The sequence below is a fragment of the Oceanobacillus luteolus genome (assembly GCF_042678205.1).
In the GTDB taxonomy this organism is placed as follows: domain Bacteria; phylum Bacillota; class Bacilli; order Bacillales; family Amphibacillaceae; genus Oceanobacillus; species Oceanobacillus luteolus.
Window position 1 is genome coordinate 1 of sequence record NZ_JBHUDE010000034.1, and the last position, 22,317, is coordinate 22,317.

Genomic DNA, 22,317 nt, shown 5'->3' on the forward strand with positions numbered 1-22,317 from the left:
GTGGTGCAGAAGGGAAACCCATTCAGTGGGCCTTTTAGGCCGAGGCCGGTAATAGAGGCTTTCAGCCGCAGAGCAAACCACCAGTTCACACTGGTGGTTTTGATTCATTTTTATGGAATAGAGGGCTGAATAATAAGTAAACAAGTGTTATCGCTATGCAAATTAAAATTGTGTGACTCACTATCGTTGGTTCTCCCACTATAGCTGCGATGATATCGCTTAAAGAAAAAGGAAGAATAAGTGGTACGATAAATAGACCGATGAGCAATCCGGATAATGCATAAAAAAGATATTGTTTTTTACTCAAACGCCTTCACCCCTATTATCTTTGATTGGTTTCAAGCTTAAGTAGATACAGTATTTCGTTAAATAAACATTAACTCATTTTTAGTAAAATTACAACAATATAATGATTTCTTTCTATTAAGTAGGTTCAGATAATAACTAGTGTGATAATAAATTTAGAAAATAAATAGAAAAAGGCCACTATCCAACCGTTGGATAGTGGNTCGGGTCCAGCTGATTCATCTTACAAAAGTGTAGAAAGAAATCTTCTGCAAGCTGTCGTTCTTCGGCATCACTTTTCAAGTCAATTATATCTTTTAAGATTTGGGCTGCCCATAAATTATCAAAGTAGCGATACTTACCGGTATTCCAAGTCATTCGATGTGGGTATTTTTCATTAATATAATAATTCCAGAATAGCATCTTTTCGGATTCTTCTTCTGTCAGTTTTATTTTAAATTTGGAGTGGGCAGGAACCATACCATCTTCAGCAGTCTTTCCGACAAATGTTTCACCTACCATGTATAATCCTTCAATCGTGCGTTTTTCCTCATTTTCTTTCGGGTCACGTTTGGTAAGCAGAACAATACTGTTTTGGTGCAGACGAACAGGCTTATTTGGCTGTCCTTTATTTTTTCCGCTTTTAATTTCACCAGAGTAGATTTCCCAATCAGTAAATACTTGCTCATCTTCCGATTCGTCGAGCCAAAAGACGAGTTGGGAACTTTCATGGAGTTTATGGTTTTTTAACATTTTTTTAAGTTCATTTACGCGTTGTTGCTCTAAATGTCGTTGTGCTTGTTCCTCTTCCCGTTTCTTTTCTAATATTTCTTGTTTTTCTTCGAGCTTGATGATCGTTTGTTTCAACGTAGCGTTCGCTGATTCATCTTTGAGCTTTAAAAATTTACCAAAGGCATCAGGAAAAACAAACTTCTTCGTTTCCTTATTAAAATCAATCGTAACAAATTTTTCGTCTTGGTCGACAATATTCCCTTCACCAAAACTCTTGTGCATAACTTCTTTGTCAATCAGATTCATTTTTCCACTCCTTTGATTTTCACATGACTTTTTCTTGGCGACCTTCAAATAGAGTAAGTATCGTTATAGCCAATATCTTATGGAATAAAAAAACCGCACCAAATTTGATCTGCAAAGAAGATGCGCCAGAAAGAATTATAGTCATAAAATTATTACATCTATATTATATCATTATTTTCCAAAACACACAAGTTATCTATTGACTCCATTAAATAACCTATTGTATAATATAAAATTTACATAAATGTAATCTTATGAATGCGCTCACGGAAGTTATTTTCAAGGCATTTTTCATATAAGGCAGGTGACTTTCTTTATGTATAAATTGTTCTATTGTAAATCTTTTCTCGCTTAAAAAGTAGGCCAGTTATTCTATGCTTGTCCATAAATTCCGTGATTAATCAAGTTGTTGATTAGCTCCGCCATTTCTTTTGGTGATTCCGAACGTCCCTCAGATAACCAAATTTTTAAGACTTCAATACTCCCGCTAATAATAAACTTTGAAACATATTCAGGGAGATGGGTGTTCTTTTCCTCTGAAGTCATTTTATTCATCATAAATTGCTCCGCGACATGTCTTACTTTCCGTTCAAAGGATAATTCTCCACTTTTATTTAATAAGATTTGCAACTCCTCGTGTTTTGCTGAAAAGTATTGAATTAATTTTTCCGTCATCCGCAAAGCATCTTCTTTTTCCTGTAAATTGTAGGTGTGGAGATATTTCCTCATGTCTGCGATGATCTCATCTTCTATCGTCTCCAATAGTTGAAATGGGTCCTGATAATGTGCATAAAAAGTAGAGCGATTTATATCGGCTAGCTCGCAGATTTCCTTGACGGTGATTGAGGAAAATGTTTTCTGTTTTAACAGTTTCAGTAAACTGTCTTTTAAAACCATCCGTGTATATTTTTTTCTTCTATCTAATTTTTCAGATGTCATGATTTTGTCACCTTTCTTTTATAGGATATCCAACAGTTTAAAAAATTATGTTGATTAATGAACATATGTTAATAAACTGTCTGTTGATTATCCAACACCGTGTTTTATATAATGTTATCGTGATGTTTTTTAGTTGTAAAGATTCTTATGTATAAGCGAGCAGTAATTCCTCAAGACTATCAAACTTGCGGAGGGATTAATCCGTACATGCTTGATTGCCTCAACTAATATTCATTTACTATCTTAAGAGAGGATGAGACACAATCAATATTGCATCTTGGATTATTGAAAAAAGAAAAGCAATTGTCATTACGTTTGTCAGTATCGCTGTGATTAGTGTCTTTCTCCAATTCTTCGTATCTGTCAATTATAATATGGTGGATTATTTACCGGACAATGCTCAATCGACTGAAGCGTTAGAAGTCATGAAAGAAGAATTCGACGGTGCGATACCTAACACAAGTGTATTGATTTATGATGTTTCGATACAGGAGGCATTGGTATATAAAGAAGAGCTGGCAGCGATAGATGGAGTTACAGATATCGTTTGGCTGGACGACGTAATCGATATAAAGACTCCGATAGAAATGGCTGATCAAAGCTTAGTAGAGAGCTATTATCATGATAACCATGCTCTATTTTCTTTTGTAGTTGAAGATGGGGAAGAAGTACGTGTTACGAATGAGATATACGAGCTTATCGGTGAGGAAAATGCTATGGCAGGGGAAGCTGTTGATACAGCCACTCAGCAGAACATGGCATTCACGGAAACAATGTATGCAGCAGCATTGCTTATCCCGATTATTATCATTATTCTCGTCCTATCGACGACATCTTGGGTAGAGCCACTATTTTTCTTAACGGCTATAGGAATCTCTGTCCTTATTAATCTCGGAACCAATATATTTATTGGAGAAATTTCCTTTGTGACCCAATCGGTTGCACCAATCCTTCAATTAGCAGTATCACTGGACTATGCGATATTCCTGTTACATAGTTTTTCAGATTATCGGGAGAAGGTGTCTGATCCGAAGGAAGCGATGCGGCTTGCAATTAAACGTTCCTTTCCGGCGATTGCTGCCAGTGCATCAACAACGTTTTTTGGTTTTATCGCCTTAAGTTTCATGAACTTTGAAATTGGTTCAGACCTTGGATTTAATCTTGTTAAGGGAATAGTTTTCAGTTTTATCAGTGTCATGGTCTTCTTGCCGGCGTTGACAATCATCTGCTATAGATGGATTGATAAAACGCAGCATCGTCCGTTCATTCCAAAACTGAATAAAATTGGGAATGGAGTTTTGAAATTAAGGATTCCAGTCACGATAATTGTATTTATTTTAATCGTGCCTGCATTCCTCGCTCAAAGCGAAACCAATTTCATTTATGGTATAGGTGACCAGCCAGAGACAACAAGACAAGGTACTGATATTAAAAAAATTGAGGAAGAATTTGGAACAAACAATCAAATTGTTGTCTTGCTGCCTCGAGAGGATCTTGGGAAGGAAGAATTGCTCGCACAAGAATTGGCTGACCATCCAGAAGTGAAAAGTGTGGTTAGCTACGTGACAACTGTCAGTGCCGCAGTCCCGCCTGAATATTTAGAGGAAGAAATAACTCAACAATTTTATTCGGACAGCTATAGTCGATTTATTTTAAATACAACGACGGAAGTGGAGGGGGAACAGGCCTTTGCGTTCATAGAGGATGTCAGCGATACGGTTGGAAACTATTATGATGATTACTACATGCTTGGTGAAAGTGTGACATTGTATGATATGAAGAATGTCGTTCAAGAAGATAATACATTCGTAAATACAATGACAATCGTAACCATCGGACTGGCATTACTCATCGCCCTGAAGTCCTTATCTTTACCGATTGTACTTCTGCTCACGATTCAAGCTGCGGTTTGGATAAATCTTGCTATACCATATTTCACAGAATCACCATTTGTTTTCGTCGGTTATTTAATCGTAAGTACGGTACAGCTTGCAGCGACAATCGATTATGCTATTTTACTTACGGAGGATTATACAATTAAACGTAAAGAGATGCCGGCATTGCAAGCAGTCAAACAATCATTGAATGATAAATTTTTCTCAATTATCATTTCGGCCTCCATCTTATCAAGTGTTGGATTCATTCTCTGGCTTACATCAACAAACCCAATTGTATCATCCATTGGACTTCTATTAGGAAGAGGCGCACTGTTGGCATTTATCCTAGTTATTGTGTTCCTGCCAGCATTGCTCGTATTTTTAGATAAGATAATTGAAAAAACAACGTGGAAAGCGAACTTTTATAAGGAGGAGAGATGATGCGAAATTTGAAAAAGAGCTTCATAGTTTTTATATGCTTGCTTCTCTTCTTGCCGACTGTAACTCCTGTGACTGCTTCGCCGAATGAAGAGGAGAACACGGAAAAGACAGGGAGAGTGAAAGGAAAGGAAGAAGTCGTGTATGCGACACTTAGTCCTGTTGGTGAAGAAATAGAGTTATATGTAGTCAACAGTCTCGAGGTTTCGGAAGCAGGACGTATCATTGATTACGGTAATTATGGGGCTTTAAAGAATCTCACTGATTTATCGGAACTGAATCAATCGGGTGATGCTGTTGAAATGACAGCTTCTGAAGGGAAATTCTATTATCAAGGAAATTTAGATGATGCCGAATTGCCTTGGGATATCGGAATCACTTACTTATTGGATGGAAAGGAAATAGATCCTAAGGAACTTCCTGGTAAGGATGGCGAATTCGAAATAAAAATTGAAACAAACGCTAATGAGACAGTAAATCCTGTGTTTTTCGATAACTACCTATTGCAGATTTCCTTTGCATTTGATGGGGAGAAAACGAAAAACGTCGAGACGGAAGAGGGGGTGTTAGCCAATGCTGGTAAAGATATCCTCGTAACGTTTACTGTCATGCCAGAAGAGGAAGCAGTCCTCTCTGCCGCAGCTGATGTAACTGATTTTGAGCTCAGCAGTATTGATATTAACGCTATACCACAAAGTATGTCTATTGAAGCCCCGGATACAGATGAATTCACGGAAGATATCGTAACTTTGGCTGATGCGCTTGAAAGTATTGATGAAGGTGTGGTGGAATTAAGAAACGGTACGGCAGACCTGTATGATGGCACAAAAGCGCTTCGTCAAGGATCAGCTGAATATAAAAAAGGTATTACTGCACTGGATAACGGTTCTAATGAACTAGTTACCGGTTCATCAGCAATCAACGAGGCACTTGCAACGATCCATCAATCACTTTCAAAGGCGGAAGATATGGACCTCGGTGAAATCAATCAAGTGGTGGAAGGATTATCAGAGCTTGCAAATGCATTAAGAGAAATTGAAAGTGGCTTGGTTGTGTTAAAGGATAACTACGGAAAAGCTTACAAAGCACTAGATGGAGCAATCGAAGGAATTCCAGCCCATCATTTAGCTGAAGATGAAATAGGTGCATTGCTTCAAAGTGATGCCAACCAGGAAACGGTAGGTAAATTGCTTGAAGTGTATGAAGCAGCTTTGACTGCAAAAGGTACGTATGATCAAATCAAACAGGCTTTTGAAGCGGTTAATGGCACTTTGAGTACGGTGACGGATTCCCTTTCAACCATGGCCGATTCTATGGAAGAAATGGTGGATGGATTTAGTGGCTTACTAGAAGGGATGGATTTTTCTAGTGGAATGAAGGAATTGCAAGAAGGGATTTCTACTTTATCAACAAATTATAAAGAGTTCCACAAAGGTCTTGTTGCCTATACAGATGGGGTGAATGAATTATCGACAGGTTATGAGGAGTTGGATAAAGGAATCGTTGAATTAAATGAAGGAAGCGGACAGTTGGCAGGTGGAGTATCTGAGCTCCAGGCCGGCACTTCTGAACTGGCGGATGCAACAAGAAATATGCCAGACCAAGTGACTGAGGAAATTGACAAACTCCTAGACCAGTATGATAAATCAGATTTTGAACCGATGTCGTTCGTTTCAGAAAAGAATGAAGAAGTGAATTCTGTTCAGTTTGTATTGAAGACTGAGCCGATTGAGAAAGAAGAAGCAGTTGAAGTGGAAGAAGTGAAAGAAGAGAAAAGCTTCTGGCAAAAATTATTAGATTTATTTTCTTTTTCATGAATCACATGTCCCCTTTTTAAAGGGGACATTTTTTTCTTTATTCATAGAAATACCCGACCTTATTATAGGTCGGGTATAATAGTTTAACCTGCAATAGTAGCTTCGCCAGCTTCCTTTTTCACTACGTCATCTAACAGAATGTCGTGATACGTAATTTCCGGCTGACTCCCAAAACGAATATTAATCCCGGTTTGTCCTAGACCTTCACTAATATAAAAAGGCGCACCTCTAAAGTGATGGAGACCTTTCACCATCTTCATCCGGGCGAGTTTTCCCATTTTCACGAGGTGGTACGGTTTAGGCCAATGGATTTGTCCGCCATGGAAATGTCCAGATAAGAGATAATCAAATCGGTGTTCTGCCATATGAAGCACGATATTTGGATCATGAGTTAAAACTAAATGATAGCCTTCCCCAACATTCTGATAGGATTTTACAAGGTCACTACGACCAGTGCTAAAATCATCGATTCCGATTATATTGACTGCTTTTCCATTTACCTCAATCATTTCACGTTCATTTTGCAGTGTCTTAAATCCGTGTTCATGAAATACTTCTTTTAACTTTTTAAAGTTGCGTTCCCTTAAGACATAATCATGATTACCGAACACTACATAAGCGCCGTAAGTTGGCTGGAGTTTCTTTAATATATTCAAATAAGGAATGAGTTTTGGAATTGTCCATTTTCTATCAAGAAAATCACCAGTCAGCGCAATGAGGTCTACTTGCTTGTCGGAAATTTTTTTATATAATTGATCAGGTGTAATCGATATATTTTCTAAATGCATATCCGAAACATGAAGAATACGTATTGTGGGAGAGTGGGAGGATGGGTTTCCTAGTTTCGTATAATTGACCGCTACGTCTTGCGTGTTTTTGTAGCCTTTATATAAGATATAGCTGATGATAACGATAAACATAATTAAAAGTCCATAAAACATATTTCTCCACCTCCATACCATTCATTATAATAAAAAAGTCAGCCACTTTTTAGTTGTAATATATGGAATAAAGAGGGGGAGAAATGGATTTTAAAGGTTACCCAGATATCTGTTTAGTAATACTTCTTTCGACATAAATAAGTATTTTGGTTCTGGAACGGTGATGGAGCATTTCTTACTGGATAATAGATGAATCGAAAAAAAGGCTACTTGTTTAAAAAGCTTATAAAAACGGTTTTGAATCGTGAATGATTCGAATCCAAGTTTTGCACCTTTGTTTAATACAGAGATTCCAATCAACCCTTTAATCTTGTCACTATATTGTTTCCCTTGAATATAGTGAGCGATGGCTGGTAGGGAATCTTGAACACTTTTGTAAATTATATATGCTTTTCGAACGTCACTATCGTAGTTTTGAATTTGCTTTAAGATTTTAATATTATGCAGATGAATCTTTAATAAACAGTCATTCTTATGAATTACAGTGCCATCGGACAATGTAATGCTCCTGCCCTTATACTTGGTTAATCGTACGCGCATAATGGTACGTTCCCCGAAATCATCTGGTACATAGTCAAGGCGGGTAATACGGAAGTAAATCGGATCCATCAAGTCCCATAGCAAAAGGCTATTTTTTTTGAGTATTGTCCACACTGTTTTAACTCCTTTCGGAAGAAGATACTCTCAATAGTATTTATGTCCATATTTTTCTTTGCCATTCGAAAATTCATCGGTCTTGATCTCTTATTAAGGATACATGAAAGGGTGCTATACAGTGATTCAAATTGTTATTTGTTATTGGATTTTCAGAACTTCCAGTAATCCATAATGAGGTGGTGGTTTGGAAAAAACAAATAGTGAGTGGATGTTGAATTAATAAAGTATAAAATAAAAGGTCACATTAATTGACTTGTTATTATAAGTAACCTAATATTATATTGTAATTAAAATTATTCAGAAAAGGATGATAGCGAAATGACAAAAGTTGGTATCGTTGTAGGAAGTATTCGTAACAATTCTTTCTCAGAGGCTCTAGCGAAGAATATTGTGGAGCTTTTCCCGGAAGGATATGAAGCAGAGTTTATCGAGATTGCTAATCTGCCTTTATATAACCAAGACTCGGATGAGAATATTCCGGAAGTGTACACTAATTTCCGCAACAAAGTAAAAGCTCTGGACGCAGTTGTATTTGTTACTCCAGAACATAACCGTTCTATCCCGGCTGCACTAAAGAATGCTCTCGACGTTGGTTCTCGTCCATATGGTTCAAACGTATGGGATGGCAAACCTGCACTAATCGTGAGCCAATCACCAAGTAACTTAAGTGGATTCGGTGCAAACCATCACTTGCGTCAAGTGCTTGCATTCTTGAACATGCCAGTTGTCCAACAACCAGAAGTTTACATTGCTAACGTACACGAATTATTGGGTGAAGATGGTAAGATCACAAATGAAGATACCGTAGGCTTCCTACAATCTGTTGTAGACGCTTATGTAGATTTTGTAAAGCGTCACCAAGCTTAAGAAGATAATATCATAAACCATCCCATATTAAAGGAAATGGCCTGCAGACCATTTCCTTCTTTTTTTAATTAACCACATACTTGTTCGGTGATATTCATAAACATGTCATAAAAGAGTGTACTTGAACCTATCAATATATTTTATAATGGAGATGGGCAGTTGAATAGGTTGGTATATATGACTTCAGCCCATTTATATGGTAAAATAGATATGAATTTCTATAGAAATAAGGTGATTGCAATTAGTAATATTAGACGAGCAATATATATTATGCTAGGACTTATTTCATTTGGTGTCGGAGTCGCTGGTACAATATTACCGGTATTGCCGGGCGGTCCATTCTTCCTTTTTGCTTCCTATTGTTTTGCGAAGAGCTCTCCACGCTTGGAAAGATGGTTTAAAACGACATCCTTTTATAAACAATATGTCGATCGTTATTTTATAAAAAAATATATGACAAGATGGGAAAAAATTCGTATTAATATAATAGCTGACTTTTTTATTATTCTTTCCGTCATATTGGTTGATATTCTCATTGTACGGATTATCATGATTGTTTTAGCGCTTATTAAACACTGGTATTTTATTACTCAAATTAAGACAATTAAACCGGAAGAAATTGAACTTGTCACGACAAAATAAAAAGTGGGACATTCAGGAATTCATAACCTGGTTGTTCCACTTTTTGTTGTTCTTTGGAATAGTTCATTACTACCAAATAGACCTTTTATAAAGAAAAGTATTTGATTTTTCATTATAATGGTTGTAGTTCTGTGTATTTTTTGCTGGAAGGTGTGAGAGCAATGATTGAATTAACAAATGTTACGAAGACCTATACCCAAAATAATATGCCATTCCATGCGGTTGACTCTGTTTCCATCTCTGTTGGCAGCGGGGATATTTATGGGATCATCGGTAGAAGTGGGGCAGGAAAGTCCACGTTATTACGAATGATTAATTTATTGGAAGTACCGACAAGCGGTTCTGTACTTGTAGATGGTCATGATTTAACTAAATTATCAACAAAGAAATTACGTCTTGCAAGACAGTCTATCGGGATGGTCTTCCAACATTTTTAATCTTGTATCTAATAAAACAATTTTGGATAATGTACTTGTTGCATTGGAACTGGCCAACTATTCGAAGAAAGACAGAAATGAGCGTGCAATGGAGACATTACGCTTTGTTGGATTAGAAGAACATGCAACAAAGTATCCCGGTCAACTAAGTGGCGGGCAGAAACAGCGGGTAGGAATCGCTAGAGCTCTTGCCAATAAGCCAAAGATATTATTATGTGATGAGCCGACCTCAGCTCTCGATCCAAATACAACCCGTGAAATACTTGGTGTACTTCAGAAAATCAATAAACAGCTTGGTGTAACGATCGTTATTGTCTGTCATGAAATGGATGTAATAAAAAGCATTTGTAGCATGGTGACCATCATGGATGAGGGAAAAGTGTATGAGACAATAGCACTTAAACCTCAAGGAATCGTTGACTCCGATCACACACCAGAATGGTTCTTACATCAGTTGAGAGAGGATGGAAGTCATGCCTGAAGTTTTAGTTCAATATCAAGCAGAAATATGGCAATCTATTGGAGAAACATTTATGATGGTTGGTGTGTCTTTGCTGTTTGCCGTAGGCTTAGGATTGCCTGTCGGGACCTTGCTATTCCTGACGAGGAAAGGACAACTGATGGAGAATCAAGTCGTGTTCCAAGTGTTGAACTTATTCGTCAACATTGTTCGTTCATTTCCGTTTTTGCTATTTGTTGTATTTCTTATTCCCTTTACAAGATGGGTTGTTGGAACTGCGATTGGCACAGCGGCGGCAACTGTACCTTTAGCCATTATGGCAATCGCTTACTACTCCAGACTGGTGGAACAGTCGTTGGTCGATGTGCCAAAAGGTGTGATTGAAGCGGCAGTGTCTATGGGGGCTTCAATACCCGAAATTATTTTTAAATTCTTATTAGTGGAAGCGCGTTCTGGACTCGTATTGGGACTGACTACTTCAACAATCAGTTTTATCTCTTATTCAACGATTGTTGGTGTGGTCGGTGGTGGGGGAATTGGAGATTTTGCGATCCGTTACGGTTATCAGCAGTTTGAAACAGAGCTTATGGTTTACATGATTATCATTATGATCATTTTTGTACAAGCTATTCAATATACCGGCACAACGATTTCCAAGGCAATTGATAGAAGATAATACATATTTGGAGGTTACTACCGATGAAAAAACTATTTACATTATTAACAGCGGTTATCCTTTTAATTTTAGCAGGTTGCGGCAATGATAATGCTGAAGAAAATGAAGGTGCACAAGAAGAAGCGGATACTCCTCAAGAAGAGGTGGAGTTGAAAGTTGCCTCCATCAATCCTCCGATGACTGAAATACTAGAAGTGGCTCAGCCATTATTGAAGGAAGAGGGAATTAATTTAGAAATTGTTATCGTAAGTGATAACATCCAGCCCAATAATGCAGTTGTAGAAGGTGAAGTTGATGCTAACTTTTTCGGTCATGGGCTTTGGATGGAAACGTACAATGAAAATAATGATTCGGACTTAGTTGTTGTGAAACCGATTTATCATGCAACACTAGGCCTGTATTCTAAAAATTATAATTCGATAGAAGAATTGCCTGAAGGAGCTACTATTGCCATTCCAAATGATCCAACGAATCGTGGACGCGCATTAGCTTTCCTTGATGATAAAGAGGTTATTACGTTGACAGAAGGTACAGGTATTTACGGAACGTTGCAAGACATCGAAGACAATCCGAATAATTTTGAATTTAAAGAAGTAGATTTGCTCATGCTTGCAAGAATGTATGATGATGCGGATGCTTCCGTCATGTATCCTTCCTATGCAGCTCCGCTTGATTTACTTCCGAGCCGAGATGCACTTCTTACAGAGAATCCTATTGAAGACTTTGCTATTTCATTAGTGGCAAGGGAGGATAATGTGGATTCTGAGCCAATTCAAAAATTAGCAGAAGCAATGACAAGTGAAGAAGTAAAAGAATTCTTAGAGGAAAACTATCCGGAAGCAGCACTTCCGGCATTTGAATAATTCAAATACGATCGACAGATTAAACGTAACCATAGCATTTGTTAAATTAAGCTGTTCAGACACACGTAAAGCTTCAATCGGCAGGGATAGAAAATCATCCTTTGCTGATTGGAGCTTTATTGTTTAAAAAATGCTTAAAAGTCAAGAGTATCGTATTTCCAACTTGTGTTTCTCTAGGAAGAATAGTACAATTTTTTTAAAGTACATAATTTTTAATTAATAAAATTTTATTTTTCTTACAAGAATGGAGGCAATATGATGAAAAAATGGATGAAGAAAATTCATGCCAATCATCTTGTAAGGGCTTTCGTTAAATTCATTCTTATTTTATTAGCAATTGGAATGGTACTACTCGGAATGATTGGCGGTTACTTATTAATTGCCGACTTTTTATACAATAACTAAACAGGGCATTCAGGAATATCTGAGTGATTCATTCTTAAACAAGGGGGAAGTAGAATGACAAAAGTATATTTGATTGATGGGGCGAGAACCGCATTTACTTCGTTTGGTGGTTCGTTCGCAACTGTCACGGCAACAGAGCTGGGAAGTGTTACGGCAAAGGAAGCATTAATTCGTTCTCAAGTCGACCCGGAACAAATTGATCATGTGATTTATGGAAATGTAATCCAGTCGGAAACCAACGCAGCTTACATCGCAAGACATATTGGGCTTGAAGTCGGCGTACCAAAAGAAGTTCCTGCATATGTGCTGAACAGATTATGTGGTTCCGGCTTACAATCCATCGTTTCTGGTGCACAGGAAATCTTGGTCAATGACGCGGACATTACTCTCGTCGGCGGTGTAGAAAATATGTCGCAAGCACCATACTCTAATTTTGAAAAACGTTTTGGCGGTGCAAAATTAGGAGAATTGAAATTCCATGATATGTTGCTTGCGACATTATTTGATGAGTATACAGGCTATGGCATGGGGGTAACTGCCGAGAATTTAGCGGAGAAATACGATCTTTCTCGTGAACAACAAGACGATTATGCCGTAACATCTCACCAACGGGCAGCGAAAGCAAGGGAATCAGGCAGGTTTGGTGAAGAGATCGTTGCTGTAGAAGTAGCATCCCGGAAAGGGACAATCTCTATAGACAAGGATGAACATATCAAGCCGGATACAACAACGGAGAAAATCAGTAGTTTACGGCCGTCTTTCAAAAAAGATGGCAGCGTTACTGCAGCAAATGCATCTGGAATAAATGATGGGGCAGCGAGTGTGATTGTTGCTTCTGAACGGGCAGTAAAGCAAAATGGCTTAAAACCACTTGCGGAAATAGTTTCTTGGGCGGTTGCGGGAGTTGATCCAACCATTATGGGGTTCGGTCCAGTTCCTGCAATTAAAAAAGCATTAGAAAAAGCTAATTTGACCCTAGAAGACATGGATATTGTGGAAGTGAATGAAGCTTTTGCAGCTCAATATTTAGCTGTTGAGAAAGCATTGGAACTTGATAGGGAGAAAACAAATGTAAATGGTGGAGCGATTGCTCTTGGTCATCCGGTCGGGGTGAGTGGCACTCGCTTAGCGTTGTCAGCTGCCTATGAATTAAGAAACCGTGATAAAGAGTATGCGCTTGTTAGTCTCTGTATCGGTGGCGGTCAAGGAATCGCTATGATCATCAGAAGGGGCTAATTTCTGAAGGACAATACGGGTTCATCCCTTATTGTCCTATTTTTTAACCTGCTATCGTGGTAAAATATGGATAGTTTTGATAAGGAGCAGGTGAAGACTGGTGAAGTTTTTAAGTAAATTGGCGGTTGGTATACTTGGTATGCTTTCTATATATACTTTTTGCAATAGTAATGTATTTAAAATAAATCGAGTCCGTGTCCAGACAAGAAAGTTTCCGTTGAATGGGAAAGTGCAAATCTTGCAAATCAGTGATATGCATAATAAAAGGGCGTGGGGATTACATAAGCGGTTACTTTATAAAATTGATAAACTGCATCCGGACATGATTGTACTTACCGGTGATCTGGTCGACCGTAAAACAAAGGATTTCCGTAAAATATTTACTTTTATTGATATGCTCGCTGCAACTAAAATCCCCATCTTCTTCGTGACTGGCAATCACGAATGGGGAAATTCGAAAAATAAACAATTTTTAACAGGACTTGAAAATCGGGGAGTAATCATTTTAAGTAATAAGGCAGTTGAACTTGAATTGAATTCCGTAAAGGTAACGCTGGTGGGGATTGATGATACATCAACCGAACACGAAAATATTCCTGAAGCATTCCGGCATGTAAAAAATGATGCGTATATGATTTTACTATCTCATTCACCTTATGTCATAAAAAAATATCCATATCTACCCGTTGATCTTGTGTTAAGTGGTCATACCCATGGTGGGCAAATACGTTTTCCAATAATCGGTGCCGTCATATCTCCAGGTGGAGGGCTATTTCCTGAACTGGATAAAGGACTTTTCCAATGGGGGAGAGATAAGTATATTTATGTGGACAGCGGTTTAGGTACGAGTACTATTCCAATCCGGTTTCTGAATCAAAGTCAAATGAGTCTTATCCAAATAGAGAGGGACAATTAGGAGTGGCCTCCAATTGTCCCTATTCTTGTGCTTCTTCCGCAAGTTTACTAGCAATCCAGCGTTCAGCGACTTCCTTTTCGACCTCGTAGACTTTTCCAGCTCGAAGTAATTCGCCATGATAAGAAGTTTGTACATTCATTTTTACTTTTATTTTCAATAATCGCACCTCCTGTTTCATTATATATGATTAAGATGGAAGCGGCAGGAGAGAAATGTTGGCCTCCTGCCGACTTTATCGCGAGAGCTTATTTGTACTCACTTATTAACTACTTATTAACCATCTGTAGTGCACTTTCTGCAAATTGTTCGATACGCTCGATGTCTTCGTTGGATGGTGTAAGGTCTACTTTCATACGTTCTGGAACAACATTAGCCCCGAGATGTACAAGTTTATCACCCATGAGATCTACGGATAAACAAAATTCATCGTATGCTGTATCTCCTGAACCGAATACCCCGAAGACCCGGCCTCCGATGTCAGCCTCATCCAATTCCTCATAAAAGTCTTCTGCCTCAAATGGAATTTCTCCATCATCAGATGAGTGGGTTCCAATAAATACAACATCATAATCTAGCAATTCTTCAACATCTATCGGATCAAAATCAAAAGTCTTGATATCAACAAGATGATCTTTATATTCAAGATAGCCAGCGATTGCTTCAGCCATCATTTCTGTATTTCCAGTCATAGAAATATATAGTATAAGTACGTTTGCCATTCCTTTCCTCCTTTTGAGTTCTTTGATGTTTCCAGGATATCATACTCACTTCGTACTATTTTACCGTAATAGGAGAATGATTTTCAATGAAAGGGTATAAAGATGTCTACTATAAACAAAAAGACACATGAGGCTCTTTAAAATTAGTGGAGAAATCTTTCTTAATATACTATATTGAAAAAGCGCGGATAACTAGGACATTAATCCCCAACTCATACGTGAAATAGAGTACAATACTAATAGATAAATGATTTTTATAGGCATTTAACCCTAAGTGATGCGTAATAATTACTTTAATAAAGTTGGGAAACTGCCGATATAAAATAAGCTACTAAAAAATCTAATGTACAACAATCAAATAGTGGGAGTGGGGGATTATTGGTGAGGAAGAAAGCTGCTTTAAACAAAAATAAAAAACAGCTACGTCCATCTGGATTGCGGGTACAATTAACGATACCTTTTGTTATTTTAATTGTACTTGCCATCGGAATAGTAGCATTTGTCAGCTATAATTTCAGTGTCCGTACAACAACGAATGAACTTTCGAAAAACGTCGAACAGCAAATGACGAGTGTCAATCATACGTTCGAAATGTATTTCGAGAATATGGAAAACGCGCTTACCCGGATGGCAAACCATAATTATTTAAGAGCGTATAACGGCAATAATTTCAGTGATCTTTTTACATATTTACAAGAAACAAGTACAGCAAGTGACGACATCAAAGCCGCGTATGCAGGTTATGACAGTCGGGAGGAAATCGTTTATTATCCTTATAATGAAGAAGTTAACAAAATTAATCCGAAAGAACGGGTTTGGTACCAGCAAGCTGTTGAGGAAGAAGGGGAAATAGTTTGGACTGAACCATATAGTGATGCACTTTCCGGTGAGATTGTCGTTACTGCTGCAAAGGCATTTTATCAATACAATGAACTCGTCGGTACGGCTGGAATAGATGTCAGTACAACCTCCTTGTTGGAATTGATGAATGATATTCAAATTGGTGATAACGGTTATGCGGTTGTCATAGATGAATCAGGAAACTTTATTACACATCCGGATCAATCAAAGTTGAGTGAGAGTATTTCTGAACAAGCATATTATCAGGATATCATGGCAGCTGGTGAACAAGGATTAATTCGGTCATCGGTGAATGGCGAAGATATGATAATTGGATTTGTAAAAAATCCAACCACAGACTGGATTATCGCTGGATTCATCCATGAAGCTGAATTTGCCAGCAAGGCTAGCGTTATTATGGTTCCAATTTTAATCACGCTTGGAATTGTTTTGATTGTTGCAATAATCGCTGCAGTTCTAGTAGCGAATCGATTAATCAAACCGATCAAAAAATTACAAAGCTCTATGCAAAAGGTGGAAGCCGGTGATTTAACAGCGACAATCATTCTTAATCGAGAAGATGAAATCGGTCAGCTTAGTAAAAGTTTTAATCACATGGTAAGCGAAATGAGGAAAGTCATTGATCGAATTTCCTTTAGTTCCAACAAAGTATCCGATGCAGCACAAAACTTGGTTGCAAGTTCTGAGGAGAATTCAGCTTCTGCGTATGAAGTGGCTCGAACCATGGAAGAGATTGCAGCAGGTGCCAGCAACCAAGCTGACTTGACGGAGCAAAACGCAAAGGCCTTTGGTGAATTATCGCAAATGATAAATGAAATAAAAGATAAAAATGAGCAGATGTATGAAAAGGCTCGTGATATGGATAGGCTCTCCAGTTCTGGAATTGAAACCATCCAATCATTGGCGGCGAGATCGGCGGAAACATCGCAAGTTTCTGAAGAAGTTGTCGGTGCGATTGAACAGCTTAATGAAAAGTCAACGAACATTCATAGTATTGTAGATAAAATCTCAACTATTGCTAGTCAGACGAATTTGCTGGCATTGAATGCATCAATTGAAGCAGCTCGGGCAGGAGAACATGGGCATGGTTTTGCTGTGGTAGCGAACGAAGTAGGAAAGCTGGCTGAACAAACGACGAATGCATTAAAAGATGTTGCTGCAATCATTAGCGAAATGCAGGAGATGACGAAGGAATCAGTTGAGCTGGTAAAACATACGATGCAACTATTTGAACAGCAAACAGAAAGTGTCGGTGATACAGGACAAGCATTCCTTGCCATTTCTAATTCCGTTAAGGAAAATAATGATATGACGGAACAGATTGTAAAATTAACAAATGCCATTGTTGACATGGAAAAAGCACTTGTAGCCAACACGAAAGATTATGCCTCCATCAGTGAGGAAACTGCAGCAGGAACGGAAGAAATATCTGCTTCTGTTGAACAGCAAACTGCATCGATGGAACAGTTGACCAACCTTGCAACAGAACTTGAAAGTATTGCAAATACGATGCAGAAAGAGATAAATAACTTCAAAATCAATTAATGCCTACCTTTAGAAAGGAAGTACGACATGGAAACCAATCAATATTTGGATGTCTTTCTGGATGAAAGTCGAGAGCATCTTCAAGCAATTAATGATCATACATTAACATTAGAAAAAGAACCCCAAAATCTGGAGATTGTAAATGAGATTTTCCGTTCTGCACATACATTGAAAGGCATGGCGGCAACGATGGGGTATCAAGACATAACTTCACTGACACATAAGATGGAAAATGTTCTCGATATGATCCGTGACAATAAACTTAACGCGACAACCGAAGTAATTGATATCATTTTTGCATCTGTTGATTACTTGGAAGATATGGTAGAGGACATCAGCAATGGTAATGATGGTAAAAAGGATGTCCGCCAACTTGTAGAGCGGCTGGATCGGTTTGAAAAGGGAGAAGCTGCAGTAACACTCGAACCTGAAGTAGAAAAAACAGTGCAAGATATTGTGGAGGTTTCTGTGGATCTCGATGAATTTCAAACGACAATCGTGCAGCAAGCAGAGGAGCAAGGAATATTAGCATATCAGATGGTCGTCAAACTTTCTGAGGACTCCATATTAAAAGGTGCACGTGCTTATATGGTCTTTGAAACGTTGGAAGGGAAAGGAGATATCATTAAATCCATTCCTGAAACGGAAGATATTGAAGAAGGTAACTTTGATTCTAGTTTTGAACTTATCTATCTATCTAATGAAGACCCTGAAGAAATCAAAAAAGAGATTCTGAAAATATCAGAGATTAATAATGTTGATATTCAGGCCGTCAGCTTCAAATCAGTGGATGATATTCAGGAAGAAGTTGTGCAGAATGAAGATTTGACTGAATCTAAAGTAGAGGAAAAAGTAAGTGATACAGCTGTTGCTAATCAACAGACTTCCACATCTAAAACTATCCGGGTGAATCTCGAGCGGATTGATGATTTACTTAATCTATTTGAAGAGGTTGTCATCGATCAGAGCAGATTGAATGTCTTATCCGATGGAATTGGAAATCAGGAGCTGACGGAAACAGTGGAACATATGAATCGCGTTTCCTCTGACATGCAAAGTTTGATTTTGGCAATGCGTATGGTGCCGGTTGAACAAGTATTTAACCGATTCCCACGTATGGTTCGCGGATTAGCCAGAGATCTGAATAAAAAAATCAACCTCGAGATCCTTGGAGCGGATACAGAATTGGATCGTACAGTAATAGATGAAATCGGAGATCCGCTTGTCCACCTTATTCGAAACTCGGTTGATCATGGAATTGAGCTGCCTGAAGTGAGGAAGGCGGCAGGCAAGCCTGAAGAGGGGAACATCATTCTTCGTGCCTTCCATAGTGGCAACCATGTGTTTATCGAGATTGAGGATGATGGAGCAGGCATAAATATCGAGAAAGTGCGTAATAAAGCAGTACAGAATGGATTACTGACAAAATCCGAAGCAGCTAAACTATCAGATGATGAAGTGTCCCAGCTCATTCTCGAATCTGGATTCAGTACCGCTGAAAAAGTTTCGAGTATATCCGGTCGTGGAGTTGGAATGGATGTTGTGAAAAGCAAAATTGAATCACTCGGCGGTTCTATTTCCATTGTTTCTAGACAAGGTCAGGGAAGTATATTCTCTATCCAACTACCATTGACTTTATCCATCATCTCAACATTACTTGTGAAAAGCCAAGAAGAAACTTATGCGATTCCGTTGTCGTCCATCATTGAGACGGTATTGCTGAACGAGGATCAGATTATGACAGCTCACGGTCAAAAGGTAATGGATTTCCGTGGCCAGACCGTACCGCTTCTTGACCTGCAGGAAATCCTTGAGATTCCTGATGCTGGTCAAACAGAGAAGCAAAATGCTGTGGTCGTATTGAAAAAAGGAGACAAGTTAACGGGTCTGATTGTCGATACCTTTATCGGCCAGCAAGAGCTTGTTTTAAAATCACTAGGAGACTACCTAGGTGATGTATTCGCCATTTCAGGTGCGACCATTTTAGGTGATGGACAAGTTGCTTTAATTATTGATCCGAATGCATTAATAAAGTAAGGGTGTGAAAGTAATGGCCGAGCTGAACAAATATATATTATTCCAAATGAACGAACAGACTTTTGCGATAGATGTAGACCAGGTGATTTCCATTGAAAGAATGCAGATGGTTACTGCAGTTCCTAGAACAAGAGAGTTTATAAAAGGTGTTACGGAAATCAGAAGTGAAACGACTGCCATTCTTGATTTAAGGGAATTTCTCGGAATAAGAGTAAAAGAATATACGGATAATACAAGGATTTTAGTTGTTTCTATCGATAGCATGCAAGTTGGACTGATTGTTGATGGAGCATCAGAGGTCAGGGACATCGAAGCTGAAAATGTACAACCTGCTCCTAAAATTGTTACAGGCATACGTGATGACTTTTTAAAAGGTGTTGCAAAAATGGATGATGAGCTGATCCTCCTTCTTAACCTAGAGAGAATTCTAGATTTTGAGGATAAGAATGAATTAAAAGATGTATTACATGATGCTTGATAGAGGAGAGCCCAAATGGATTTTTCCATCTGGGCTCTTGTTATTTTCTTTTTGGAATACTGATTGTTTTCCAGTTCTCATTCTTGATGTATTTCACAATATAAATGATTTGGCCTACATGTGATGCGTAATGGGCGATTTGTCTCTCAATGGCTTCAATGACTGTATGTTTTTCTCCCCGTATTGTCAGTTCTTTTAATACATCATCTGATCTGAGTTGGTTTATGGTTGTAAATAGAATTTCCCAACCTTCTTCCCAAAGTAAAAGAACATCTCTTTTTGACTGAAAATCATCAACAAATTCATCGTCTCTATTTCTATCTGACTTTTCTCCGTCGGTTGTTAAAAAATCCGTCCAGCGTGATTTCATATTTCCGTTCATATGCTTGATGATGATGCAGATATTATTGGAGTTTTCATTTGGTCGCCAGAAGAACTCTTCATCTGACAGCTGTTCAAGTGTTTTGTCACCTTGTGTCTTTATCGCCAAAAACTGCTTACGTATGACTTTTAAATATTCATTAGCAACATCCATCATGCTTACCTCTCTTCCACTTATGATTTACATATATAATATTATGAAGATAAAAAAATAACACATCAACTTGTGATGTGTTATTTTCTACTATTCTACATAAATAAGTCTAATATTAGTACGACACCGAGTCCGACTATGGATGTGATAAAGAGTAGGACACCCCATGTTTTAAATGTATCTTTAATGGAAAGATTGAAGTATTCCTTAAATAACCAGAAAGATGCATCATTTACGTGAGTAATTGTGTTACTTCCTGCAGCGGTAGCAAGTACCATCAGTACAGGATTCACATCAAATGTCGTCATGAGCGGTCCAACGATACCAGCAGCAGTTATTGCTGAAACTACCCCTGTACCAGTAGCGATACGAATCATGGCAGTGATGAACCATGCCATAATGAGTGGATTGATCGTTGTATTTGCCATCATGCCAGCAATGTAATCACCAACACCTGAATCAAGAATAATTTCTTTAAATGCACCACCAGAACCTACGATGAAGATAATCATGGCAATTCCTTTAATTGCGCTTTCAAAAGATCCCATAACTTCTTTCATATTGCGTCCAGTACGGATACCGAATACATAAATAGCAATTAATACAGCAAGTAATAAACTCATTTCTGCGCTTCCGAAGAAGTTCACCAATTGATATAGGAATGTATCTTCACCAATAAACATGTTAACAATTGTTGCGGTAGAAATCATAATTGCAGGGATTAGTGGGATGAGTAAACTAATCCCGAATCCCGGCATTTCTTCATCTTTAAATTCCTTAGGCTTTTCCAATAAAGGAGGTACAGGACGATCTTTATCCTTATAAAATTTAGGGAAGATAATTCCAGCCGCAATAACACCTGGAATAAAGACTACAATACCTAATAGATATACAAGCCCCATATCTGCTCCATATGCTTCTACTAAAGCAGTTGGTCCGGGTTGAGGTGGAAAGAGACTATGGGAAAGTGTTGTTGCTGCAACCATGGTAATCCCTAGTTTCATATATGGAACTTTTGCTTCAATAGCAATTGAAATGACTAGTGGAGCAAGTATTATAAATGCAACTTCATAGAAAACTGAAATACCAAAAATCGCACCGACAATAATAAGCGCCCATTGAACGTTTTTTATACCGAATTTTTCAAGCAGGGTAGATGCAATTCGTTGAGCTGCACCTGAATCAACCATTAACTTACCTAGAACTGCCCCCAAACCTATGATTAGAGCAAGGCTTCCTAATGTTGATCCCAGTCCGTTTTTAATTGTTGTAACGATACTTGTGAGTTCCATTCCATTAAGAAGTCCAACAAAGATCGCTGCAAGAATAAGAGCTATTACACTATTCAACTTAACTTTCATATTTAAATAAAGTAGTAGTGCAACACCGAGAACGAGTGATATGATAGGCATATTCGCCATGAACCAATCCATATTTTTTCCTCCTTACAGATAAAAAGTTATCCGTTTACATTTTGATTTTTAATTCTGTATTGGTAACAAAAAATAGCGCTTTCTTTTGTTTGTTTAGCAAACCAACTTATTATAGTTTATTTTAAAAAAATTAATACGTCAATGACATAATGTAAAATAAAAATTTTCAGAACCGGAATATGGCTCAATATTAAATTGCTGGGAGAAGGAAAGTC

Annotated in this window: 20 protein-coding genes and 1 pseudogene; 13 read left to right on the forward strand and 8 right to left on the reverse strand. The window is 38.0% G+C overall.

The genetic code is table 11. The annotated features are described in order from the left end of the window. Positions 1–85: 85 nt before the first annotated feature. Positions 86–307 carry a hypothetical protein gene (locus tag ACFSBH_RS06455; protein WP_251517720.1) on the reverse strand — a complete coding sequence of 74 codons (222 nt, stop codon included), beginning with the start codon at positions 305–307 and terminating at the stop codon, positions 86–88. 1,388 nt (positions 308–1,695) lie between these two features. After that, a complete protein-coding gene (locus ACFSBH_RS06465) occupies positions 1,696–2,262 on the reverse strand; it encodes a TetR-like C-terminal domain-containing protein (RefSeq protein ID WP_379596634.1) in 567 nt (188 codons plus the stop codon). A gap of 374 nt (positions 2,263–2,636) precedes the next feature. On the opposite strand from ACFSBH_RS06465, the gene ACFSBH_RS06470 reads away from it, so the two are divergent. Then, complete coding sequence (locus tag ACFSBH_RS06470) at positions 2,637–4,580, forward strand: efflux RND transporter permease subunit (protein WP_379596697.1); 1,944 nt, start codon at positions 2,637–2,639, stop codon at positions 4,578–4,580. Further along, the gene (locus ACFSBH_RS06475; protein WP_379596636.1) at positions 4,580–6,394 is read left to right on the forward strand and encodes a YhgE/Pip domain-containing protein; all 1,815 of its coding nucleotides are present in this window, start codon (positions 4,580–4,582) and stop codon (positions 6,392–6,394) included. The genes ACFSBH_RS06470 and ACFSBH_RS06475 overlap by 1 nt, the downstream gene beginning before the upstream one ends. 83 nt (positions 6,395–6,477) lie before the next feature. Here ACFSBH_RS06475 and ACFSBH_RS06480 read toward each other — a convergent pair whose 3' ends face one another. Continuing rightward, complete coding sequence (locus tag ACFSBH_RS06480) at positions 6,478–7,335, reverse strand: metallophosphoesterase (protein WP_379596638.1); 858 nt, start codon at positions 7,333–7,335, stop codon at positions 6,478–6,480. Between the two features lie 90 nt (positions 7,336–7,425). Next, positions 7,426–7,989 (reverse strand): YkoP family protein, encoded by a 564-nt coding sequence (locus ACFSBH_RS06485; RefSeq protein ID WP_251513167.1) that lies wholly within the window; start codon positions 7,987–7,989, stop codon positions 7,426–7,428. A gap of 321 nt (positions 7,990–8,310) precedes the next feature. Here ACFSBH_RS06485 and ACFSBH_RS06490 point away from each other — a divergent pair, with 321 nt between their 5' ends. From ACFSBH_RS06490 to ACFSBH_RS06525, 8 genes and pseudogenes are all read left to right on the forward strand, one after another. Next, positions 8,311–8,859: an NADPH-dependent FMN reductase gene (locus tag ACFSBH_RS06490; RefSeq protein ID WP_251513165.1), complete on the forward strand. Its 549-nt coding sequence runs from the start codon at positions 8,311–8,313 to the stop codon at positions 8,857–8,859. A gap of 159 nt (positions 8,860–9,018) precedes the next feature. Beyond that, complete coding sequence (locus tag ACFSBH_RS06495; protein WP_251513163.1) at positions 9,019–9,501, forward strand: YbaN family protein; 483 nt, start codon at positions 9,019–9,021, stop codon at positions 9,499–9,501. A gap of 161 nt (positions 9,502–9,662) precedes the next feature. Then, positions 9,663–10,419: pseudogene (locus ACFSBH_RS06500) on the forward strand (methionine ABC transporter ATP-binding protein). Further along, positions 10,412–11,074, forward strand: coding sequence for a methionine ABC transporter permease (locus tag ACFSBH_RS06505; protein ID WP_251513159.1), 663 nt, complete (start codon positions 10,412–10,414; stop codon positions 11,072–11,074). Before ACFSBH_RS06500 ends, ACFSBH_RS06505 begins: the two are co-directional and overlap by 8 nt. 23 nt (positions 11,075–11,097) lie before the next feature. Next, positions 11,098–11,937: a MetQ/NlpA family ABC transporter substrate-binding protein gene (locus tag ACFSBH_RS06510; protein WP_251513156.1), complete on the forward strand. Its 840-nt coding sequence runs from the start codon at positions 11,098–11,100 to the stop codon at positions 11,935–11,937. 258 nt (positions 11,938–12,195) lie between these two features. After that, the gene (locus tag ACFSBH_RS06515; protein WP_251513155.1) at positions 12,196–12,342 is read left to right on the forward strand and encodes a hypothetical protein; all 147 of its coding nucleotides are present in this window, start codon (positions 12,196–12,198) and stop codon (positions 12,340–12,342) included. A gap of 54 nt (positions 12,343–12,396) precedes the next feature. Continuing rightward, on the forward strand, positions 12,397–13,578 hold the full coding sequence (locus ACFSBH_RS06520; protein WP_251513152.1) for an acetyl-CoA C-acetyltransferase: 1,182 nt from the start codon (positions 12,397–12,399) through the stop codon (positions 13,576–13,578). A 100-nt stretch (positions 13,579–13,678) separates the two neighbouring features. Further along, the gene (locus ACFSBH_RS06525) at positions 13,679–14,494 is read left to right on the forward strand and encodes a metallophosphoesterase (RefSeq protein WP_251513150.1); all 816 of its coding nucleotides are present in this window, start codon (positions 13,679–13,681) and stop codon (positions 14,492–14,494) included. 19 nt (positions 14,495–14,513) lie between these two features. On the opposite strand, the gene ACFSBH_RS06530 is transcribed toward ACFSBH_RS06525, so the two are convergent. Both ACFSBH_RS06530 and ACFSBH_RS06535 read right to left on the reverse strand, forming a co-directional pair. Next, positions 14,514–14,651, reverse strand: a complete 138-nt coding sequence (locus tag ACFSBH_RS06530; protein ID WP_251513182.1) for a hypothetical protein — start codon at positions 14,649–14,651, stop codon at positions 14,514–14,516. 109 nt (positions 14,652–14,760) lie between these two features. Beyond that, a complete protein-coding gene (locus ACFSBH_RS06535) occupies positions 14,761–15,213 on the reverse strand; it encodes a flavodoxin (protein ID WP_379596643.1) in 453 nt (150 codons plus the stop codon). Between the two features lie 381 nt (positions 15,214–15,594). On the opposite strand from ACFSBH_RS06535, the gene ACFSBH_RS06540 reads away from it, so the two are divergent. From ACFSBH_RS06540 to ACFSBH_RS06550, 3 genes are read left to right on the forward strand one after another with little or no spacing between them, the layout of a single operon-like run. Continuing rightward, on the forward strand, positions 15,595–17,619 hold the full coding sequence (locus ACFSBH_RS06540) for a methyl-accepting chemotaxis protein (protein WP_251513146.1): 2,025 nt from the start codon (positions 15,595–15,597) through the stop codon (positions 17,617–17,619). Between the two features lie 27 nt (positions 17,620–17,646). Next, on the forward strand, positions 17,647–19,656 hold the full coding sequence (locus ACFSBH_RS06545; protein WP_379596645.1) for a chemotaxis protein CheW: 2,010 nt from the start codon (positions 17,647–17,649) through the stop codon (positions 19,654–19,656). A 13-nt stretch (positions 19,657–19,669) separates the two neighbouring features. Further along, positions 19,670–20,134: a chemotaxis protein CheW gene (locus tag ACFSBH_RS06550; RefSeq protein WP_251513142.1), complete on the forward strand. Its 465-nt coding sequence runs from the start codon at positions 19,670–19,672 to the stop codon at positions 20,132–20,134. A gap of 40 nt (positions 20,135–20,174) precedes the next feature. On the opposite strand, the gene ACFSBH_RS06555 is transcribed toward ACFSBH_RS06550, so the two are convergent. Both ACFSBH_RS06555 and ACFSBH_RS06560 read right to left on the reverse strand, forming a co-directional pair. Beyond that, positions 20,175–20,669 carry a DUF1572 family protein gene (locus ACFSBH_RS06555; protein WP_251513180.1) on the reverse strand — a complete coding sequence of 165 codons (495 nt, stop codon included), beginning with the start codon at positions 20,667–20,669 and terminating at the stop codon, positions 20,175–20,177. A 95-nt stretch (positions 20,670–20,764) separates the two neighbouring features. Further along, on the reverse strand, positions 20,765–22,102 hold the full coding sequence (locus tag ACFSBH_RS06560; protein ID WP_251513140.1) for a gluconate:H+ symporter: 1,338 nt from the start codon (positions 22,100–22,102) through the stop codon (positions 20,765–20,767). Positions 22,103–22,317 lie beyond the last annotated feature (215 nt).